This window comes from Pseudomonas sp. AC172 (genome assembly GCF_979258595.1).
Genome location: NZ_OZ409868.1, coordinates 1,562,309 through 1,576,398, shown reverse-complemented (window position 1 = coordinate 1,576,398; position 14,090 = coordinate 1,562,309). Strand labels below are relative to the sequence as shown.

12 protein-coding genes are annotated in these 14,090 nt (G+C 60.0%); 7 read left to right on the top strand and 5 right to left on the bottom strand.

All coding sequences use genetic code 11. From position 1 onward, the window contains the following. Positions 1 to 62: 62 nt before the first annotated feature. Positions 63 to 509 carry a type II secretion system minor pseudopilin GspH gene (gspH, locus tag ACZ0A4_RS07185; RefSeq protein WP_007913940.1) on the top strand — a complete coding sequence of 149 codons (447 nt, stop codon included), beginning with the start codon at positions 63 to 65 and terminating at the stop codon, positions 507 to 509. After that, positions 506 to 1,114, top strand: a complete 609-nt coding sequence (locus tag ACZ0A4_RS07180) for a prepilin-type N-terminal cleavage/methylation domain-containing protein (RefSeq protein ID WP_463573799.1) — start codon at positions 506 to 508, stop codon at positions 1,112 to 1,114. The genes gspH and ACZ0A4_RS07180 overlap by 4 nt, the downstream gene beginning before the upstream one ends. A 771-nt stretch (positions 1,115 to 1,885) precedes the next feature. Here the strand turns inward: ACZ0A4_RS07180 and ACZ0A4_RS07175 are convergent. Genes ACZ0A4_RS07175 through ACZ0A4_RS07165 form a run of 3 tightly spaced genes read right to left on the bottom strand, consistent with a single transcriptional unit; the run spans position 1,886 to position 4,069 of the window. After that, complete coding sequence (locus ACZ0A4_RS07175) at positions 1,886 to 2,824, bottom strand: FecR family protein (protein ID WP_463573797.1); 939 nt, start codon at positions 2,822 to 2,824, stop codon at positions 1,886 to 1,888. 31 nt (positions 2,825 to 2,855) lie between these two features. After that, a complete protein-coding gene (locus tag ACZ0A4_RS07170) occupies positions 2,856 to 3,407 on the bottom strand; it encodes an RNA polymerase sigma factor (protein WP_463573795.1) in 552 nt (183 codons plus the stop codon). Beyond that, on the bottom strand, positions 3,404 to 4,069 hold the full coding sequence (locus ACZ0A4_RS07165) for a secretin and TonB N-terminal domain-containing protein (RefSeq protein WP_122599515.1): 666 nt from the start codon (positions 4,067 to 4,069) through the stop codon (positions 3,404 to 3,406). Before ACZ0A4_RS07165 ends, ACZ0A4_RS07170 begins: the two co-directional genes overlap by 4 nt. Before the next feature lie 207 nt (positions 4,070 to 4,276). Here ACZ0A4_RS07165 and ACZ0A4_RS07160 point away from each other — a divergent pair, with 207 nt between their 5' ends. After that, positions 4,277 to 4,591, top strand: coding sequence for a hypothetical protein (locus ACZ0A4_RS07160; RefSeq protein WP_463573793.1), 315 nt, complete (start codon positions 4,277 to 4,279; stop codon positions 4,589 to 4,591). 49 nt (positions 4,592 to 4,640) lie between these two features. On the opposite strand, the gene ACZ0A4_RS07155 is transcribed toward ACZ0A4_RS07160, so the two are convergent. Next, positions 4,641 to 5,081: a carboxymuconolactone decarboxylase family protein gene (locus ACZ0A4_RS07155; RefSeq protein ID WP_463573791.1), complete on the bottom strand. Its 441-nt coding sequence runs from the start codon at positions 5,079 to 5,081 to the stop codon at positions 4,641 to 4,643. 311 nt (positions 5,082 to 5,392) lie between these two features. On the opposite strand from ACZ0A4_RS07155, the gene pdxR reads away from it, so the two are divergent. From pdxR to ACZ0A4_RS07135, 4 genes are all read left to right on the top strand, one after another. After that, positions 5,393 to 6,826: a MocR-like pyridoxine biosynthesis transcription factor PdxR gene (pdxR, locus tag ACZ0A4_RS07150; RefSeq protein WP_463573790.1), complete on the top strand. Its 1,434-nt coding sequence runs from the start codon at positions 5,393 to 5,395 to the stop codon at positions 6,824 to 6,826. A 123-nt stretch (positions 6,827 to 6,949) separates the two neighbouring features. Beyond that, positions 6,950 to 7,243: a putative quinol monooxygenase gene (locus tag ACZ0A4_RS07145; protein WP_016984406.1), complete on the top strand. Its 294-nt coding sequence runs from the start codon at positions 6,950 to 6,952 to the stop codon at positions 7,241 to 7,243. Positions 7,244 to 7,481: 238 nt separating this feature from the next. After that, the gene (locus ACZ0A4_RS07140; RefSeq protein WP_463573788.1) at positions 7,482 to 7,886 is read left to right on the top strand and encodes a cupin domain-containing protein; all 405 of its coding nucleotides are present in this window, start codon (positions 7,482 to 7,484) and stop codon (positions 7,884 to 7,886) included. Between the two features lie 217 nt (positions 7,887 to 8,103). Beyond that, on the top strand, positions 8,104 to 8,817 hold the full coding sequence (locus ACZ0A4_RS07135) for an ATPase (RefSeq protein ID WP_463573787.1): 714 nt from the start codon (positions 8,104 to 8,106) through the stop codon (positions 8,815 to 8,817). A gap of 169 nt (positions 8,818 to 8,986) precedes the next feature. On the opposite strand, the gene ACZ0A4_RS07130 is transcribed toward ACZ0A4_RS07135, so the two are convergent. Next, positions 8,987 to 13,882 carry an NAD-glutamate dehydrogenase gene (locus ACZ0A4_RS07130; protein ID WP_463573785.1) on the bottom strand — a complete coding sequence of 1,632 codons (4,896 nt, stop codon included), beginning with the start codon at positions 13,880 to 13,882 and terminating at the stop codon, positions 8,987 to 8,989. Positions 13,883 to 14,090: the final 208 nt, after the last annotated feature.

Sequence of the window (14,090 nt, the reverse complement as noted above, 5' to 3'; positions counted from 1 at the left end):
TTTCACACGCCTTACATGTTGGCCGTGCACGATGGCGCAGGACGCAAAGGAGCGCGCGCGCGATGAACAGGCAACAGGGTTTTACGCTGATCGAGTTGATGGTGGTGCTGGTGATCATCGGCATCGCCAGTGCGGCGATCAGCCTGAGTATCAAGCCCGATCCGCTGCAGTTGCTGCGCAAGGATGCCGAGCGTGTGGCGCAGTTGCTGCAGGTGGCGCAGGCGGAGGCTCGTGCGGATGGGCGACCGATTGTGTGGGTGAGTGATGCCAAGGGGTTTCGCTTTAGTCGGCGCAGTGACAGTGGCAAGGGGTTTGATCATTTCGCGCAGGATCCGCAGTTGCGGCCGCGTGCCTGGCAGAGTCCGAAGATGGAGGTGCGGGTGGAGCCGAAACAGAAGGTTGTGCTGAACGCTGAGTGGATCAATCCGCCGCTGCAACTGACGTTGTCGGATGGCTTGAATCGCTTGAGTGTGCTGCGCGATGGCAGCGGAAGGATCAGCCTGCAATGAAGCGCCAGCAAGGGTTTACGTTGATTGAGGTGATGGTCGCGATTTTGTTGATGGCGGTGGTGAGTTTGATTGCCTGGCGGGGGCTGGACAGTGTCACGCGGGCGGACAGTCATTTGCAGGCGAGCAGTGAGCAGAGTGACGGTTTGTTGCGGGCGCTGAATCAGTTGCAGCGGGATGTGGAGATGCGGGCGGGGATTGAGTTGACCGAGCCGAAGAAGGTTGGGGTGGATGATGAGCCGGTGACGGCGCCGGCCGCTCTGACTGTGCGCAGTAGCGACAGTAAGGGGTTTCGGCTGGACATTATTCGTACGGCGGCGGATCAGCCGGGGGCGTTGCAGCGGGTGCGGTGGTGGGTCAAGGGTGACACGTTGTATCGGGCGGTGGCTGAGGCGCGGAGTCGGTATCCGTTGCCGGCGCCTGGGAATGGGGTTGCTGTTTTGAGTGATGTCAGCGATGTGCAGGTGCGGGTTTGGGAGGTGGATAAGGGGTGGCGGCAGTTGAGCGGGAATCGGCGGGAGGATCCGTTGGGGTTGGAGATTCGGTTGAGTCGGGGGACGGCGCAGGGGGTGGAGAAGTATCGGCAGGTGATTGGGCCGTTGGAGTAATTTGCTGGCCATGAATTAAATGTGGAAGGGGGTTTGCGACCGAATGTGGTGGGTCAGGCGATATTGTTGTTGCTGATGGTCCGCTTTCGCGAGCAGGCTCGCTCCCACAATTGGATTGGGGGTAGTCAGTTGGAGGTTGGTTGGCTGGTAGGCCGTCATCGCTGGCAAGCCAGCTCCCACAGGGATTGGGGGTAGTCAGTTGGAGGTTGGTTGGCTGTGAGGTCGTTATCGCGAGCAGGCTCACTCCTACAATTCGATTGGGGGTAGTCAGTTGGGGATTGGTTGGCTGTGAGGCCGTCATCGCTGGCAAGCCAGCTCCCACAGGGATTGGGTGGAGTCAGCTGGGGATGGGTTGGCTGGAGGGCCGTCTTCGCGAGCAGGCTCGCTCCCACCGTTTTTAATTTGCGTACACCCTGCGGCAAAGCCGCCCCACTCAACAGGATGAGCGTTAGCTCGGCTGCAGCTTTTGATCTTGATCCACGGGCGACGTCGGAAGGCTGAGTGGAGGGATTCATCCGGGGGTGGGAGCGCAGCGACCGTTTGGCGCAGCCAAATGCATCGAGAGGAGGTGCAGCGAAGCAAACCGTAGGCGATGCGCCCGGATGGATCCCGGAGCGAAGGAACCCCGAGCCCCAGCGAGCGGGCCGGACGTAGGAGCAAGCGTTTTTTTGCTTACTTTTTTTAGGCGTTTGTAAAAAAAGTGAGTCGCCGTAAGGGCGAAACCCTAAGCCGCCGTTACCGCAGCAACGGATATGTACCCAATAAAACCCACTAACTCAAAACGACAACGCCGCCGGGGAGTTCGGTGCATTTGACGCCATAGGCGTCGCGGATGAGCAGTGCGACGCCGGCGAGTTGGTCGAGGCTGAAGCGGGCCTGGACGCGGCGTTGGCCGAGTTCGCGGTTGAGCAGCAGCAACATGCCGGGGCGGTAGCGGTTGATCTCGTCGATCATCTGGCTGAGGGTCGCGCCGTTGAAGACCAGCACTTGTTGGCGCCAGTTCATCACGACGGCTGTGTCGACGCTTTGCACACTGCCAACCTGCCGCGCGTCATAGGTCACCTGCTGCCCCGGTTCAAGACGCAGGCTACGCCCCTCAACATCCACTTCAACCGCGCCATCAAGGCAAGTCACGCAAACTTGCTGATCAGTGTTGCGCAGGTTGAAACGCGCCTGACTGGCGCGCAACCACCCTCCTCCAGCCTGCATCGCCAGCGGCAACCGCGCCGTCTGCACTTCAACCTCACCACTGACCAGTTCAAACCCCTGCACACCGTCAGACACGGCACGCTGATTAATCCGCGTCTGAGTATTCAGCTCCAGGCTCACACCCTGCGCCGGTTCAAAGCGGCGCTGCTGGCCGACTTCAGTAATGTAGTCAGCGCCCAACCCTTCAAAACCACCAGGAATCGTCCCGCGCACCAGCAAAAACCCCGCCGACGCCGCAATCGCCCCGCCGAGAAAGGCACGACGGCCAAACCCACGCGGCGCCTGCATTTGCTCCACGGCCGGTTGCAGTTGCTGCCACAACCGCTTGGCCTCTTCGAATGCGCGGGCATGCTCGGCACTCTGCGCGCACCATTCGCGCAGAGCACGGGCGTCGGCAACGGTGGCGCGGCCGGAGGTCAGCAGGACCAGCCAGTCGCGGGCTTCGCTGTGCAGATGGTCGGCCGCCGATGGCTCGGCAGATGTCAGTCGAAAGATGTTCAAACGCGCAGATTCTCAACGAATTGATCGGGCACTATTCAGAAGACGGTTTTCCGGCCCCGCGACCGAACCGCTGAAACACTTTTCTTTCCAGTTTCGCGGCGCAGAAGCCCAATGCGGCTTTGATTTCCTTCTCGACCATGCGCGTGGAAATGCCGAAGCGCTGCGAGATTTCCAGATGCGGCGCCTCTTCCAGACGCGCCGCGATAAAGATCTTCCGGCGCCGTGCCGGCAGCTCGTACAACGCACTGAGCAGTGTCTGGATTTCCTTTTGCCCGCCCACTACTCGCGCGGGATCGAGAGCTTCATCGCCGATTTGCAGCAACTCTTCGACTTCCTCGCCAGTGAGCAGGCGCGCGTCGGCCTGGCGGCGGTCGGCGGCGATGTTCAGGGCCATGCGATAGAGGTAGGCATTGGGCCGCAGGACGTTCGGCGGCATCTCCATGCGGTCGACGCGCAGATAGGTTTCGTGCAGCACGTCGTTGGCCAGATCTTCCGAACCGAGACGCCTGCGCAGGCGCACCCGAAAGTCCTCGTAGGACGTCAGGAACAGTTGGACCATCGAACCTTGTCCGGTGTCTTTCATCCCCCGGAAACTCCTTCCCATTTGGTGCATTCCATGCGTTTCCCTGACGACTCCGGTAACAACAGCAACGTGACCGGCTGACGCAAGGCGCTGGGCGTCGGCCGGTCGATTTTGAGGTTGCGAAAACTTTCCACCAGCGCGTTGTCGCGCCGTACATCTCCGGTCGACGTGACCAACCGGTTGTGCTGCACCAAGCCGTCGCGGCCGACCCAGACCTGCAACACCGCGCGATAACTGCCCGGCCGGGTCAGCGGCGAGCGGCACAGATTGCGCTCGATCGCCGCTTGCACCGCCGTGGCGTAACTGCGGTTGACCGCGACGCTCTCCGGCGTCTGTTTTTGTGGCGGCGCCGGGACGTCTTCGACCTGCGCCACTTGCAACGTAAACGCATCGTCGCGGGCATAACGCGCCATCAAACCACTGCCGCCGAGCAAGCGACGCAGGGCATCGGCAGCGGTGTATTCACCGTCCACCGCCAGCGAGCGACGACCGCGACTCAACTGGCTGTCGACCAGCACCGCAACGCCAGTGGCGTGGCTGTACTGATCCAGCGCGCGGGCCAGATCCTGTGCCGGAATGTGCAGCGTCATGCGCAGGTCCGCCGGCACCGCGTCGGCCATGGCGTGGCCCGCCGCACAGCCAAGCAGCCACCCCAGACACATCCGGCGCACAAGCCTCGTTGAACGCTGAAAACCGTCCGTGGAATTGCCTCGCTGCACGGCTGACGAATCCTTGGAAATCGTCATCCTGAGGGCTGTTTATGAATCTGGTGTGACGGGCGGTGCAAAAAAACCATCACGGGAATTGCGCAAGGCTTGCACTAGACTCAAGCCAAAGCGCGGCCCCGTCGGGCCGGCCAGGAGGCGAGCATGAAAACACTGTGGCAATTCACCCTTGGCGGGCTGTTGTTGATGGCGCTGTCGAGCACTTATGCCGAGCAGCCGTTGGGCTGCGTGGAAGTGACGGTCGGCGGCTACAAGGCGCCGAATTACGACTGTTTGAGCCAGCAGATGGGCAACAACCCGGAAGGCGCTGCGGCGGCGGAGAAGAATCAGGAGGCGCTGAATGTGCCGGTGAACAAGCGGCCGCCGAATCAGGTCGGGCTCGCGACACCGGCGGCGACCAGTACGCGGATGGGCAATACCTTCGGCACTTCCGTGAAACCACAACGCCCACCGCAATGACACCCCACTAATCGTTCCCTCGCTCCGCGTGGGAACGATCATGGGGGGATCAATCGCTAGGGGTTTGGCGGAAGCTTACTGCGAGGCGATTCCAGCTGTTGATGGTGGTGACGGCCATGGTCAGGTCAACCAGTTCCCCTTCATTGAATTGCTCGCGCGCCAGCTGATACACCTCATCCGGCACACGGCTTTCCGCCAACAACGTCACCGCCTCGGCCCAGGCCAGCGCCGCACGCTCGCGCGGGTTGAAGAAGTTGCTGTCGCGCCACACCGCAACCGCATACAAGCGCCGATCACTCTCCCCGGCCCGCCGCGCATCTACCGAGTGCATGTCAGTGCAGAATGCGCAGCCATTGAGCTGAGAAGCGCGGATCCGGATCAATTGCAGTAGCGGCTGCTCGATACTGAGGTTGGCGGTCAGCGCCTCCATGGCAATCATCGCTTTCATCGCCTTGGGCGAAGCGTTGTAGTAATCCAGGCGCGGGGACATGGCGGTTCTCGGTAGACGGAATAATGACTTCACCGTAAACGCCGACAGCGATGCGTTACAGCCCCAATTGCACGGAAAACCGCTACACCACTGCCTCCCCGCCAAACACAAATCCCTGTAGGAGTGAGCCTGCTCGCGATAGCGGTGTGTCAGGCAACATTGATGTCGGATGTGCCACCGCGATCGCGAGCAGGCTCACTCCTACAGGGGATCCAGGCCAATTTGGGGTTTTTCGGGTAGGCAACTATTGCCGATCCCGCAACAGCGGTAATCTGGCGGGCACGCCAAATAGCCTAGGGAGCCTCGTCGGTATGGAACTTCACGTCGTGATCAACGGCCGCAAGGATCTTGCCGGTCAGTTGTATCAGCAGTTGCGCGGGGCCATCGAATCCGGGCGCCTGGCCGCTGGCACGCAATTGCCGCCCAGCCGTCTGCTCGCCGAGCAACTGGGCATTTCGCGCAAGACCATTTCCGACACCTACGCGCAACTGACCTACGAAAACTTCCTCACCGGGGTGATCGGCAAAGGCACTTACGTCAACGCGCGCCCGGCGCAGATCCAGCGCAAGCAAAGCCACAGCGAACTGGCCAGTGCCGAAGTGATCGAGAGCTGGCGCAATCTGCCGGTGTTCCTGCGTCATCCGACGCTGGAAGGCTCGCTGCGCTACGACTTCATCGGCGGCGCGACGAGCAAGGGCCAGTTTCCGCAGGATGACTGGCGCCGCTGCGTCGCCCATGCGATGCGCCAGATGGGCCAGTCCAAGGGTTTCTACAGTGTCGCCGAAGGCCTGCCGGCGCTGCGCAACGCGATTGCCCGGCACATTGCGTTTTCCCGGGGCATCAACTGCCAGGATGAAGACATCGTCGTGTGCAACGGCGCCCAGCAGGCGCTGGATTTGATCACCCGCGTATTGATCAGCCCCGGCAGTCGGGTGGCGATGGAAGACCCCGGTTATCCGCCGGCACGCCTGCTGTTCGGCACCCATGGCGCGGAGGTGGTCGGGATTCCAGTGGATGCCGAGGGCATTCAGGTCGAACACATTCCCGATGGCACGCGCCTCATCTACGTCACGCCGTCGCACCAGTTCCCGCTGGGCATGCCGATGAGTCAGGCGCGGCGTGAAGCCTTGCTGGCTCGCGCCCATGAGTTGGGGGCGATCATCATCGAGGACGACTATGACAGCGAGTTTCGCTACGAAGGCCGGCCGACCGATTCGCTGTTCAATCTCGACCAGCGCGGCATCGTCGCCTACGTCGGGACGTTCTCGAAAACCCTGCTGCCGGAGTTGCGCCTGGGTTATGCGATTCTGCCGCCGGCCATTCTTGAAGCGGTGATCCGTGCCAAGCAATTGACCGATTTGCACGCCTCGACCCTGCCGCAATGGGCGCTGGCTAAATTTATCGCCGAGGGTTGTCTGCTCAAACATATCCGCCGCTGTCATGCGATCTACGCCCAGCGCCGCGAGCGGATTCTGGCGCGCATGGCGACCGACTTGGCGCCATGGCTGGACGCGGTGCCGGCCAGCGCCGGGTTTCATATGGCGGTGTTCTGCAAGGTGCCCATCGATTTGCCGCTGGTGATCGAACTGGCAAAAAAAGTCGAAGTCGGGCTGTACTCGATCAATGGTTTCTATCATCAGCAACCGCCGAAAAACGGCCTGTACTTCGGCTTCGGCGCCATCGAAACCCTCGACATTGATATCGCGCTGGATCGTCTGCGCGACATCCTGCAACAAGTTGCCTGAATGATTGGCCTAAAGATTTAACCGCCGATTGGTTATTGGTGTTCCGAGGGGGCAGGCCTATTCTGCACAGGCGTTATCCCTCAATGAGCAGGATTCGTCCGGCCTGATTCAGGAGTGTGAGCAATGTCCAACGAAGTGATCAATACGGTCCAGGTGCAGGCTGCGGCCGGCCGCTCGGATGAACTGGGCAGGCAACTGCAGAAGATCGTCGAAACCCTGCGCGAAACGCCGGGCTGCGATTCCTACCTGGTCGACCGCTGCCCCGAGGACAGCCACCGCTGGACGGTCAGTGCCCGCTGGCAGTCGGAAGCGGCGATGCAGGCGCATTTCAACCGGCCCGAAGCGCAGGGGTTTATTGACTTGATCGATAGTCGATTGGCCAATAGCGTTGATTTCAATAGCTTCCCTATCGTCTGATCTGACGCCTTCGCGAGCAAGCTCGCTCCCACAGGTTTTTGTGTCGTACATTAATTATCGAACGACGCTGAACCCTGTGGGAGCGAGCTTGCTCGCGAAGGCGTATTCGGCCGCACCGAAGACCTTTCTGAAACATCGGCAATTGGTCACCTGATCTTCCCGAATATTGGCCGTTTGAATGCTTAGCCCTGCGGACTACTGTGATCAGCAACACCCCGATCATCACAGGTAACCCGCCATGAAAACCCTGCCCTTCTTCGCTGCCGCCCTCACCCTGAGCCTCTGCACCTCCGCCGCTTTCGCCCACGACCCGTCGGAAAAGGTCACCGTCCTCCAAGACCAGATGCTGAAAAACGCCCCCGGCAAAAAAGCCATGATGATTGAGGTCGACTACAAACCCGGCCAATCCTCCATCGCGCACAAACACGACGGCACGGCGATGGCTTACGTGCTTGAAGGTGAAGTGATTTCCCAGGTCAAAGGTGAGCAACCGATCACCTACAAGAAGGGCCAGTTCTGGTACGAACCGGCCGGCTCCGAGCATCTGGTGTCGAAAAATGCCAGCCAGACCAAGCCTGCCAAGTTGCTGGTCTTCATGGTGCTTTCCCCGGATGAGCAAGTGTTGATCCCGCTGAAAAACTGATGGCTGTTTAACCAGCCATAAATAAACGGGCGCAAATCGACGATTGGCGCCTTTTTATTTCCCGACGCAATTAGTGATGAAGGGTTAAAGCGAATCAGACTATTGCTCAGCTTTTATTACAGCAAATTGTCAGCTTGGCGGGTTTAGTCTGAATTAACTGTCGTCTCAGACGGCATTTCACACTTTCCGACTGATGTTGTTTCACGGGAGAAACACCATGAAACTTGCGCTCACCAGTGTCTTGGCGATATCGGTTTTAGCTCTGTCAGCCTGTTCAGTCCCTACCGCGCCTCAAGCAGTTTCCTCACTCGACACAATGCTCCCCCACCCCACCGTTCGCAGCAGCGCCACCCAAGTAAAAAGCGGTCCCGGCGTGTCGCTCGGCGTGGTCTATAGCCCGAGCACCCAGACCAATCGCGAATACTTGCGCGACTATCAGGCCAACGCAGGCACCGGTTTCGGCCAGAGCCTGCTGGTCCAGCCGATCCACGATGCCTATGTCGCCAGCTCCAAACCGGACATGGCGTTGGATTGGGTTAACGCGTCTTTGCAGCGTCAGTTCGGTTCGGTGACGGTGTATCCGGACATGCAGAGCCTGCGTGCGGCCAGACCGGATGTAGCCGCAATCGTCGACACCCACAGCCAATTGATCACCTCGCGCAGTTCCGATATCAAAGCCGATGTCAGTGCCGACTTTTATGATGCGCGGTTGAACTACATCGGTACGGCGAAAGGTTCGGACGCACGGGAATTGACGCCAGTGTGGGCGGACTTCAAACGGTCGGAAGAGATTATTGCGGATATTAATCAGCAGCAGGATGTGCAAGTTCGGGCGCTGCAGAAGTTTGACCAGTCGCTCAACAATTTAGTCGCACGGCCTGCGGATAAAGTGTCGATGCTTGATAGTAAGCAAGTTCAGAAGTTGTATTGAATGTAAGGGCCTCATCGCTGGCAAGCCAGCTCCCACAGGTATCGTGGTGCACCCGATCCTTGTGGGAGCTGGCTTGCCAGCGATGAGGCCATAACAGCCAGCAAAAAACTTCAGACATAAAAAAGCCCCGGCATCTCACGATACCGGGGCTTTTTCATTCAGCCACTATTTACGCCAATTCAAGCTCGGCATTCGCAGCAACCGCAGGCACGACCGCTTGCCCGCTCAACGCCAAATCCAGCAACTCACGGTTGGCCACCGCATACATGGCGTAGTCCGTGCCGCTTGCCGCACGGATTTCCACCAGCATGGCGCGCCAGCGCGAGATCATGCTTTCGTGCTGTTCCATCCACAGCGCCAGACGTGCTTCCACGTCCAGTGTGCCGTCGCCCTGTTGCAGGACGGAGATGGTGATTGCACGTTGCTGCCAGTCGACATCGTCACGGAACGCTTCACGGGCCAGGGCCTGCCAGTTGTTTTCAACCGGCAGCGCGCTGATCTGTTGCAGGTACCAGGTGATGTCCAGCGCACTGCCCACGGCGAAGTAAGCCTTGGCTACTTCGGCCGGGTTCTGGCCAGTTACGTCGGAGGCCTCGATGATCGGCAGCAGGGTGTACAGGTGCGAGGTGCCCGCAACCATACGCGCCAGCAATTCCGGGACACCGGCTTCGACGTAAGCCTGATAACGAGCCTGCCAGTTTTCACGGATTTCGCCGCTCAGCAGTTCGTCGAGTTTCAGGCCCAGCTCTTTCAGGTGTGGACCGAAGTGCGCCGTATCACGGGCAGCGTTCTGCTCGTTGCGACGGGCACGCAGGAACCAGCGCGTAGCGCGACGGCCCAGACGCATCAGCTCGTCCATCAGTTCCAGCTGTACGTCAGCGCTGACCTGGTAGTCCAGCGCTTCGATCTGACGGAACCAGTGCGGGAGGTGGAAGATGTCGCGCACGATCACGTAAGCACCGGCCACGTTCGCCGGGCTCATGCCGGTCGACTCTTTGAGTCGTTGAACGAAGGTGATGCCCATGTGGTTGACCAGATCGTTGGCGATCTGGGTGCTGACGATCTCGCGCTTCAGACGGTGACGACGCATGGCTTCGGAGAACTTGCTGACCAGGGTCGGCGGGAACGCCGTTTCCATGTCGCGGGTCAGGTAGTCGTCGTCAGGCACCAAGGAGCCCAACAGCTGCTCTTTGAGGTCGATTTTGCTGTAGGAGATCAGTACCGACAGCTCAGGACGGGTCAGACCGTGGCCTTCGGCAATGCGCTCAGCCAGTTGCTCTTCGGTCGGCAGGAACTCGATGGCACGGTCCAGCTTGCCACGGCCTTCCAGATCACCCATCAGACGCTTGTACTCAGCGATGCGCGCATAAGCACGACGCGCCGCCAGGGACAGGGCCTGAGTCTGCTTGTAGTTGTTGCCCAGCACCAGATTGCCGACTTCGTCGGTCATGCTCGCCAGCAACTGGTTGCGTTGCTTGTCGGTCATGTCACCGGCCTGAACCACTTCGTTCAGCAGGATCTTGATGTTTACTTCGTGGTCGGAGCAGTCCACACCACCGGCGTTGTCGATGAAGTCGGTGTTGGAACCGCCGCCATTCAGACCGAATTCGACACGACCCAGTTGGGTCATGCCGAGGTTACCGCCCTCGCCCACGACTTTGCAGCGCAGCTCGTTACCGTTCACGCGCAGCGCATCGTTGGCCTTGTCGCCGACATCGGCGTGGCTTTCAGTGCTGGCCTTGACGTAAGTACCGATACCGCCGTTCCACAGCAGATCCACCGGCGCCTTGAGCAAGGCGTTCAGCAGTTCGGTCGGGGTCAGCTTGTCAGCCTTGATGTCGAAGCGTTCCTGCATCTGCGGGGAGATCGCGATGCTCTTCGCGCTGCGCGAGAAGATACCGCCACCTTCGGACATGATGCTGGTGTCGTAGTCGGTCCAGGCCGAACGCGGCAGGTCGAACATGCGCTGACGCTCGACGAAGCTGGTCGCCGGGTTCGGGTTCGGGTCGATGAAGATGTGCATGTGGTTGAAGGCCGCGACCAGTTGCAGCTTGTCGGACATCAACAGGCCGTTACCGAACACGTCACCGGCCATGTCGCCGACGCCCACTACGGTGATGCTGTCTTCCTGAACATTGATACCGCGCTCACGGAAGTGACGTTGTACGCCGACCCACGCGCCTTTGGCGGTAATGCCCATTTTCTTGTGGTCGTAACCGGCCGAACCACCGGACGCAAACGCGTCACCCAGCCAGAAGCCGTAGTCGATGGCGATGCCGTTGGCGATATCGGAGAAGGTTGCAGTGCCCTTGTCCGCGGCCACTACCAGGTACGGGTCGTCATCGTCGTGGCGAACCACGTTCAATGGCGGTACCAGTGCGCCGTCTTTCAGGTTGTCGGTGATGTCCAACAGACCGGAAATGAAGATGCGGTAGCAGGCGATGCCCTCGGCCGCGATCTCGTCACGGCTGCCGCCCAGAGGCAGACGACGCGGCAGGAAGCCGCCCTTCGCGCCCACTGGCACGATGACCGAGTTCTTCACTTGCTGGGCTTTTACCAGGCCGAGGACTTCGGTGCGGAAGTCTTCTTCACGATCGGACCAGCGCAGACCACCACGGGCAACGTTACCGAAGCGCAGGTGCACGCCTTCGACGCGTGGCGAGTAAACGAAGATTTCGAACTTCGGTACTGGCTTCGGCAGTTCAGGGATCGCGTGCGGGTTGAACTTGAAGCTGAAGTACGACTTGTTCTGGCCGTTGGCATCAGTCTGATAGAAGTTGGTCCGCAGGGTGGCTTTGATCAGGTCGAGGTAACGACGCAGGATGCGGTCTTCGTTGAGCACCTGAACGTCGTCCAGTGCGGTCAGAATCGCTTGTTCTAGACGCTGTTGCTTGTCTTCCAGATCGTCGTCGCTGAGCTTGCGCGCCAGATAGAAGCGGGTCTTGAACAACCGGGTCAGCTCGCGAGCGATGTCGGTGTGGTTGTTCAGGGTGCTGGCGATGTAACCCAGATCGAAGCCCAGACGAATCTGCTTCAGGTAACGCGCGTAAGCACGCAGCAGCGCCACGTCGCGCCATGGCAGGCCGGCGGTCAGTACCAGACGGTTGAACGCATCGTTTTCGGCGTCGCCGCGAACGATGTGGACGAAGGCGTCCTGCAGGGTGTCGTTGAGTTGCTGGATGTCGAGGTCCAGGCCTTCAGCGGCGGTGAACGCGAAGTCGTGAATCCAGAACTCGCGGCCATTGGTGTGACGCAGGCGGTACGGGAATTCACCCAGTACGCGCAGGCCGAGGTTTTCCAGAATCGGCAAGACGTCGGACAGCGCCAGCGGGGTGTCGGCGTGGTAAAGCTTGCAATGCAGCTCGCGTTGGCCGGAGACCTGACCGAGCGGCTGATAGAAGCTCATCACCAGCGGATTTTTTTCGTTGAGGCTCAGCAGGTGCTGCATGTCGACCACGGCCGAATGCGCTGCAAAACGCTCGCGGTAACCGGCCGGGAAGCCTTTCGGGAAGTCGGCCAGCACGTTGGTGCCGTGGGCTTCGCCGAAGCTTTCGACGGTCAGTGCGGCGTAGTCGTCCTGCCAGCTGCGGCAGGCTTGCACGACTTCTTTTTCCAGCAGCACCGGGTCGATGTCGAGACGGTTTTTCGGATCGACACGCAGGATCAACTGCACGCGTGCCAGCACGGATTCGGAGAAGAACGTCCAGAATTCGCAATCGGAAGCCTTCAGGCGTTCCATCAGCACTTGCTGGATTTTCTGGCGCACTTCAGTGGAGTAGATGTCGCGCGGCACGTAGGCCAGGCAGTAGCAGAAACGACCGTACGGGTCTTTGCGCAGGAAGACGCGGATCTTGTTGCGTTCCTGGATCTGCACGATCGACATCACCGTGGTGAACAGTTCGTCGACCGGGGTCTGGAACAGGTCATCACGCGGCAGCACTTCAAGCACCTGCGCCAGTTCCTTGCCCAAGTGAGCCTTGGACTGGAAGCCGGAGCGACGCTCGATTTCTTCGACCTTGCGACGGATGAACGGGATGACCCGCACGCTTTCGCCATACACCGACGAGGTGTACAGGCCCATGAAACGGTGTTCCTTGATGACTTTGCCGTCAGCGTCGATTTCACGGATCGACACGTAGTCCGGGTAAGCCGGACGGTGGACACGGCTCGGGTGCGCAGCCTTGGCGAACGACAGCAGGGTCGGTTCGCGCAGGTAGTTGACGGCGTAGTCTTCGATGCGCAGGTCATCGTAGGTCAGGCCGGTGCGCAGCAGTTTGGTCAGGCCGAGGAAGGAGTTCTGGTCGTACTCGATGTGGCCGCCATCGGCCTGATCGGTGACCACGAATTCTTCGTAGCCGAGGAAGGTGAAGTGGTTGCCCACCAGCCATTCCAGGAAACTTTTGATTTCGTTCTTTTCGTCGGCATCGACGGCGAACGCGCTGTTGTCGAGCTGGGTGAGGATGTCCTGCACCTTAGCTTTCATCGGCTCGAAATCGGCGACCGCGACGCGGACTTCACCGAGAACCTGCTCCAGCTCTTTGCTCAGCACATTCAATTCGGCCGCGTTGGCGCAGCGGTCGATTTCCAGGTACATCAGCGATTCATGCAGAACGCCTTCGCCGGTGCTGCCTTTTGGCAGGATTTCCAGCAACTCGCCCTTGCTGCCACGACGCACGCTGAGCACGGTGGTTTGCAGGGTGTGGATGCTGTAGCCGCGACGGTTCAGCTCGGTGCGGACCGAGTCGACGAGGAATGGCAGGTCATGGTGCAGGACTTCGACCGCGGTGTGGGTCGACTGCCAGCCATGACGCTCGTAATCAGGGTTGTAGACGCGCACTTGCGGTTGCGCGTGATCGAAGCGCTCAAGCAGGCGCCACGCAGAAAGAGTACAGCCAGCGAGGTCGGAGAGGCGACGTTGAGTCAGCTCGTCCAGAGAAATGATGCCGAAGAATTGTTCAGCGAACAGCGCCACTTGTGGCAGTGCCTGTTCACTGATGTGCTGCGCCAGTGCCGCTTGCAGTTGGTGCTGGAAGTCGGCTTTGCTGGCTGCGGTGAAGAACGCCATCTGTGGTACTCCGCTTAAGCTTGTTATTGATGGAAAGCGTCGCGTGCAACACCCCTTTCGGGGCTTGTGTCGCCCTGTTCCTGATTCTCGGGCAGAGGAAACAGGGGGACAGGTGGGTGAAGCTGGACGGGACACTCAGGTCACATTCACCTTCCATAGAATGAGCATCTGCAAAAGCGACTGCCGAAGGTGCCGACAATGCCTTTAC

What these genes read in the sequence shown, in the direction of transcription:
- ACZ0A4_RS07130 (WP_463573785.1), bottom strand. Translation starts at nt 13,882, where the DNA reads ATGGCGTTCTTCACCGCAGCCAGCAAAGCCGACTTCCAGCACCAACTG.
- ACZ0A4_RS07135 (WP_463573787.1), top strand. Translation starts at nt 8,104, where the DNA reads ATGAAACTTGCGCTCACCAGTGTCTTGGCGATATCGGTTTTAGCTCTG.
- pdxR (WP_463573790.1), top strand. Translation starts at nt 5,393, where the DNA reads ATGGAACTTCACGTCGTGATCAACGGCCGCAAGGATCTTGCCGGTCAG.
- ACZ0A4_RS07155 (WP_463573791.1), bottom strand. Translation starts at nt 5,081, where the DNA reads ATGTCCCCGCGCCTGGATTACTACAACGCTTCGCCCAAGGCGATGAAA.
- ACZ0A4_RS07170 (WP_463573795.1), bottom strand. Translation starts at nt 3,407, where the DNA reads ATGAAAGACACCGGACAAGGTTCGATGGTCCAACTGTTCCTGACGTCC.
- ACZ0A4_RS07145 (WP_016984406.1), top strand. Translation starts at nt 6,950, where the DNA reads ATGTCCAACGAAGTGATCAATACGGTCCAGGTGCAGGCTGCGGCCGGC.
- ACZ0A4_RS07180 (WP_463573799.1), top strand. Translation starts at nt 506, where the DNA reads ATGAAGCGCCAGCAAGGGTTTACGTTGATTGAGGTGATGGTCGCGATT.
- ACZ0A4_RS07165 (WP_122599515.1), bottom strand. Translation starts at nt 4,069, where the DNA reads ATGTGTCTGGGGTGGCTGCTTGGCTGTGCGGCGGGCCACGCCATGGCC.
- ACZ0A4_RS07160 (WP_463573793.1), top strand. Translation starts at nt 4,277, where the DNA reads ATGAAAACACTGTGGCAATTCACCCTTGGCGGGCTGTTGTTGATGGCG.
- gspH (WP_007913940.1), top strand. Translation starts at nt 63, where the DNA reads ATGAACAGGCAACAGGGTTTTACGCTGATCGAGTTGATGGTGGTGCTG.
- ACZ0A4_RS07140 (WP_463573788.1), top strand. Translation starts at nt 7,482, where the DNA reads ATGAAAACCCTGCCCTTCTTCGCTGCCGCCCTCACCCTGAGCCTCTGC.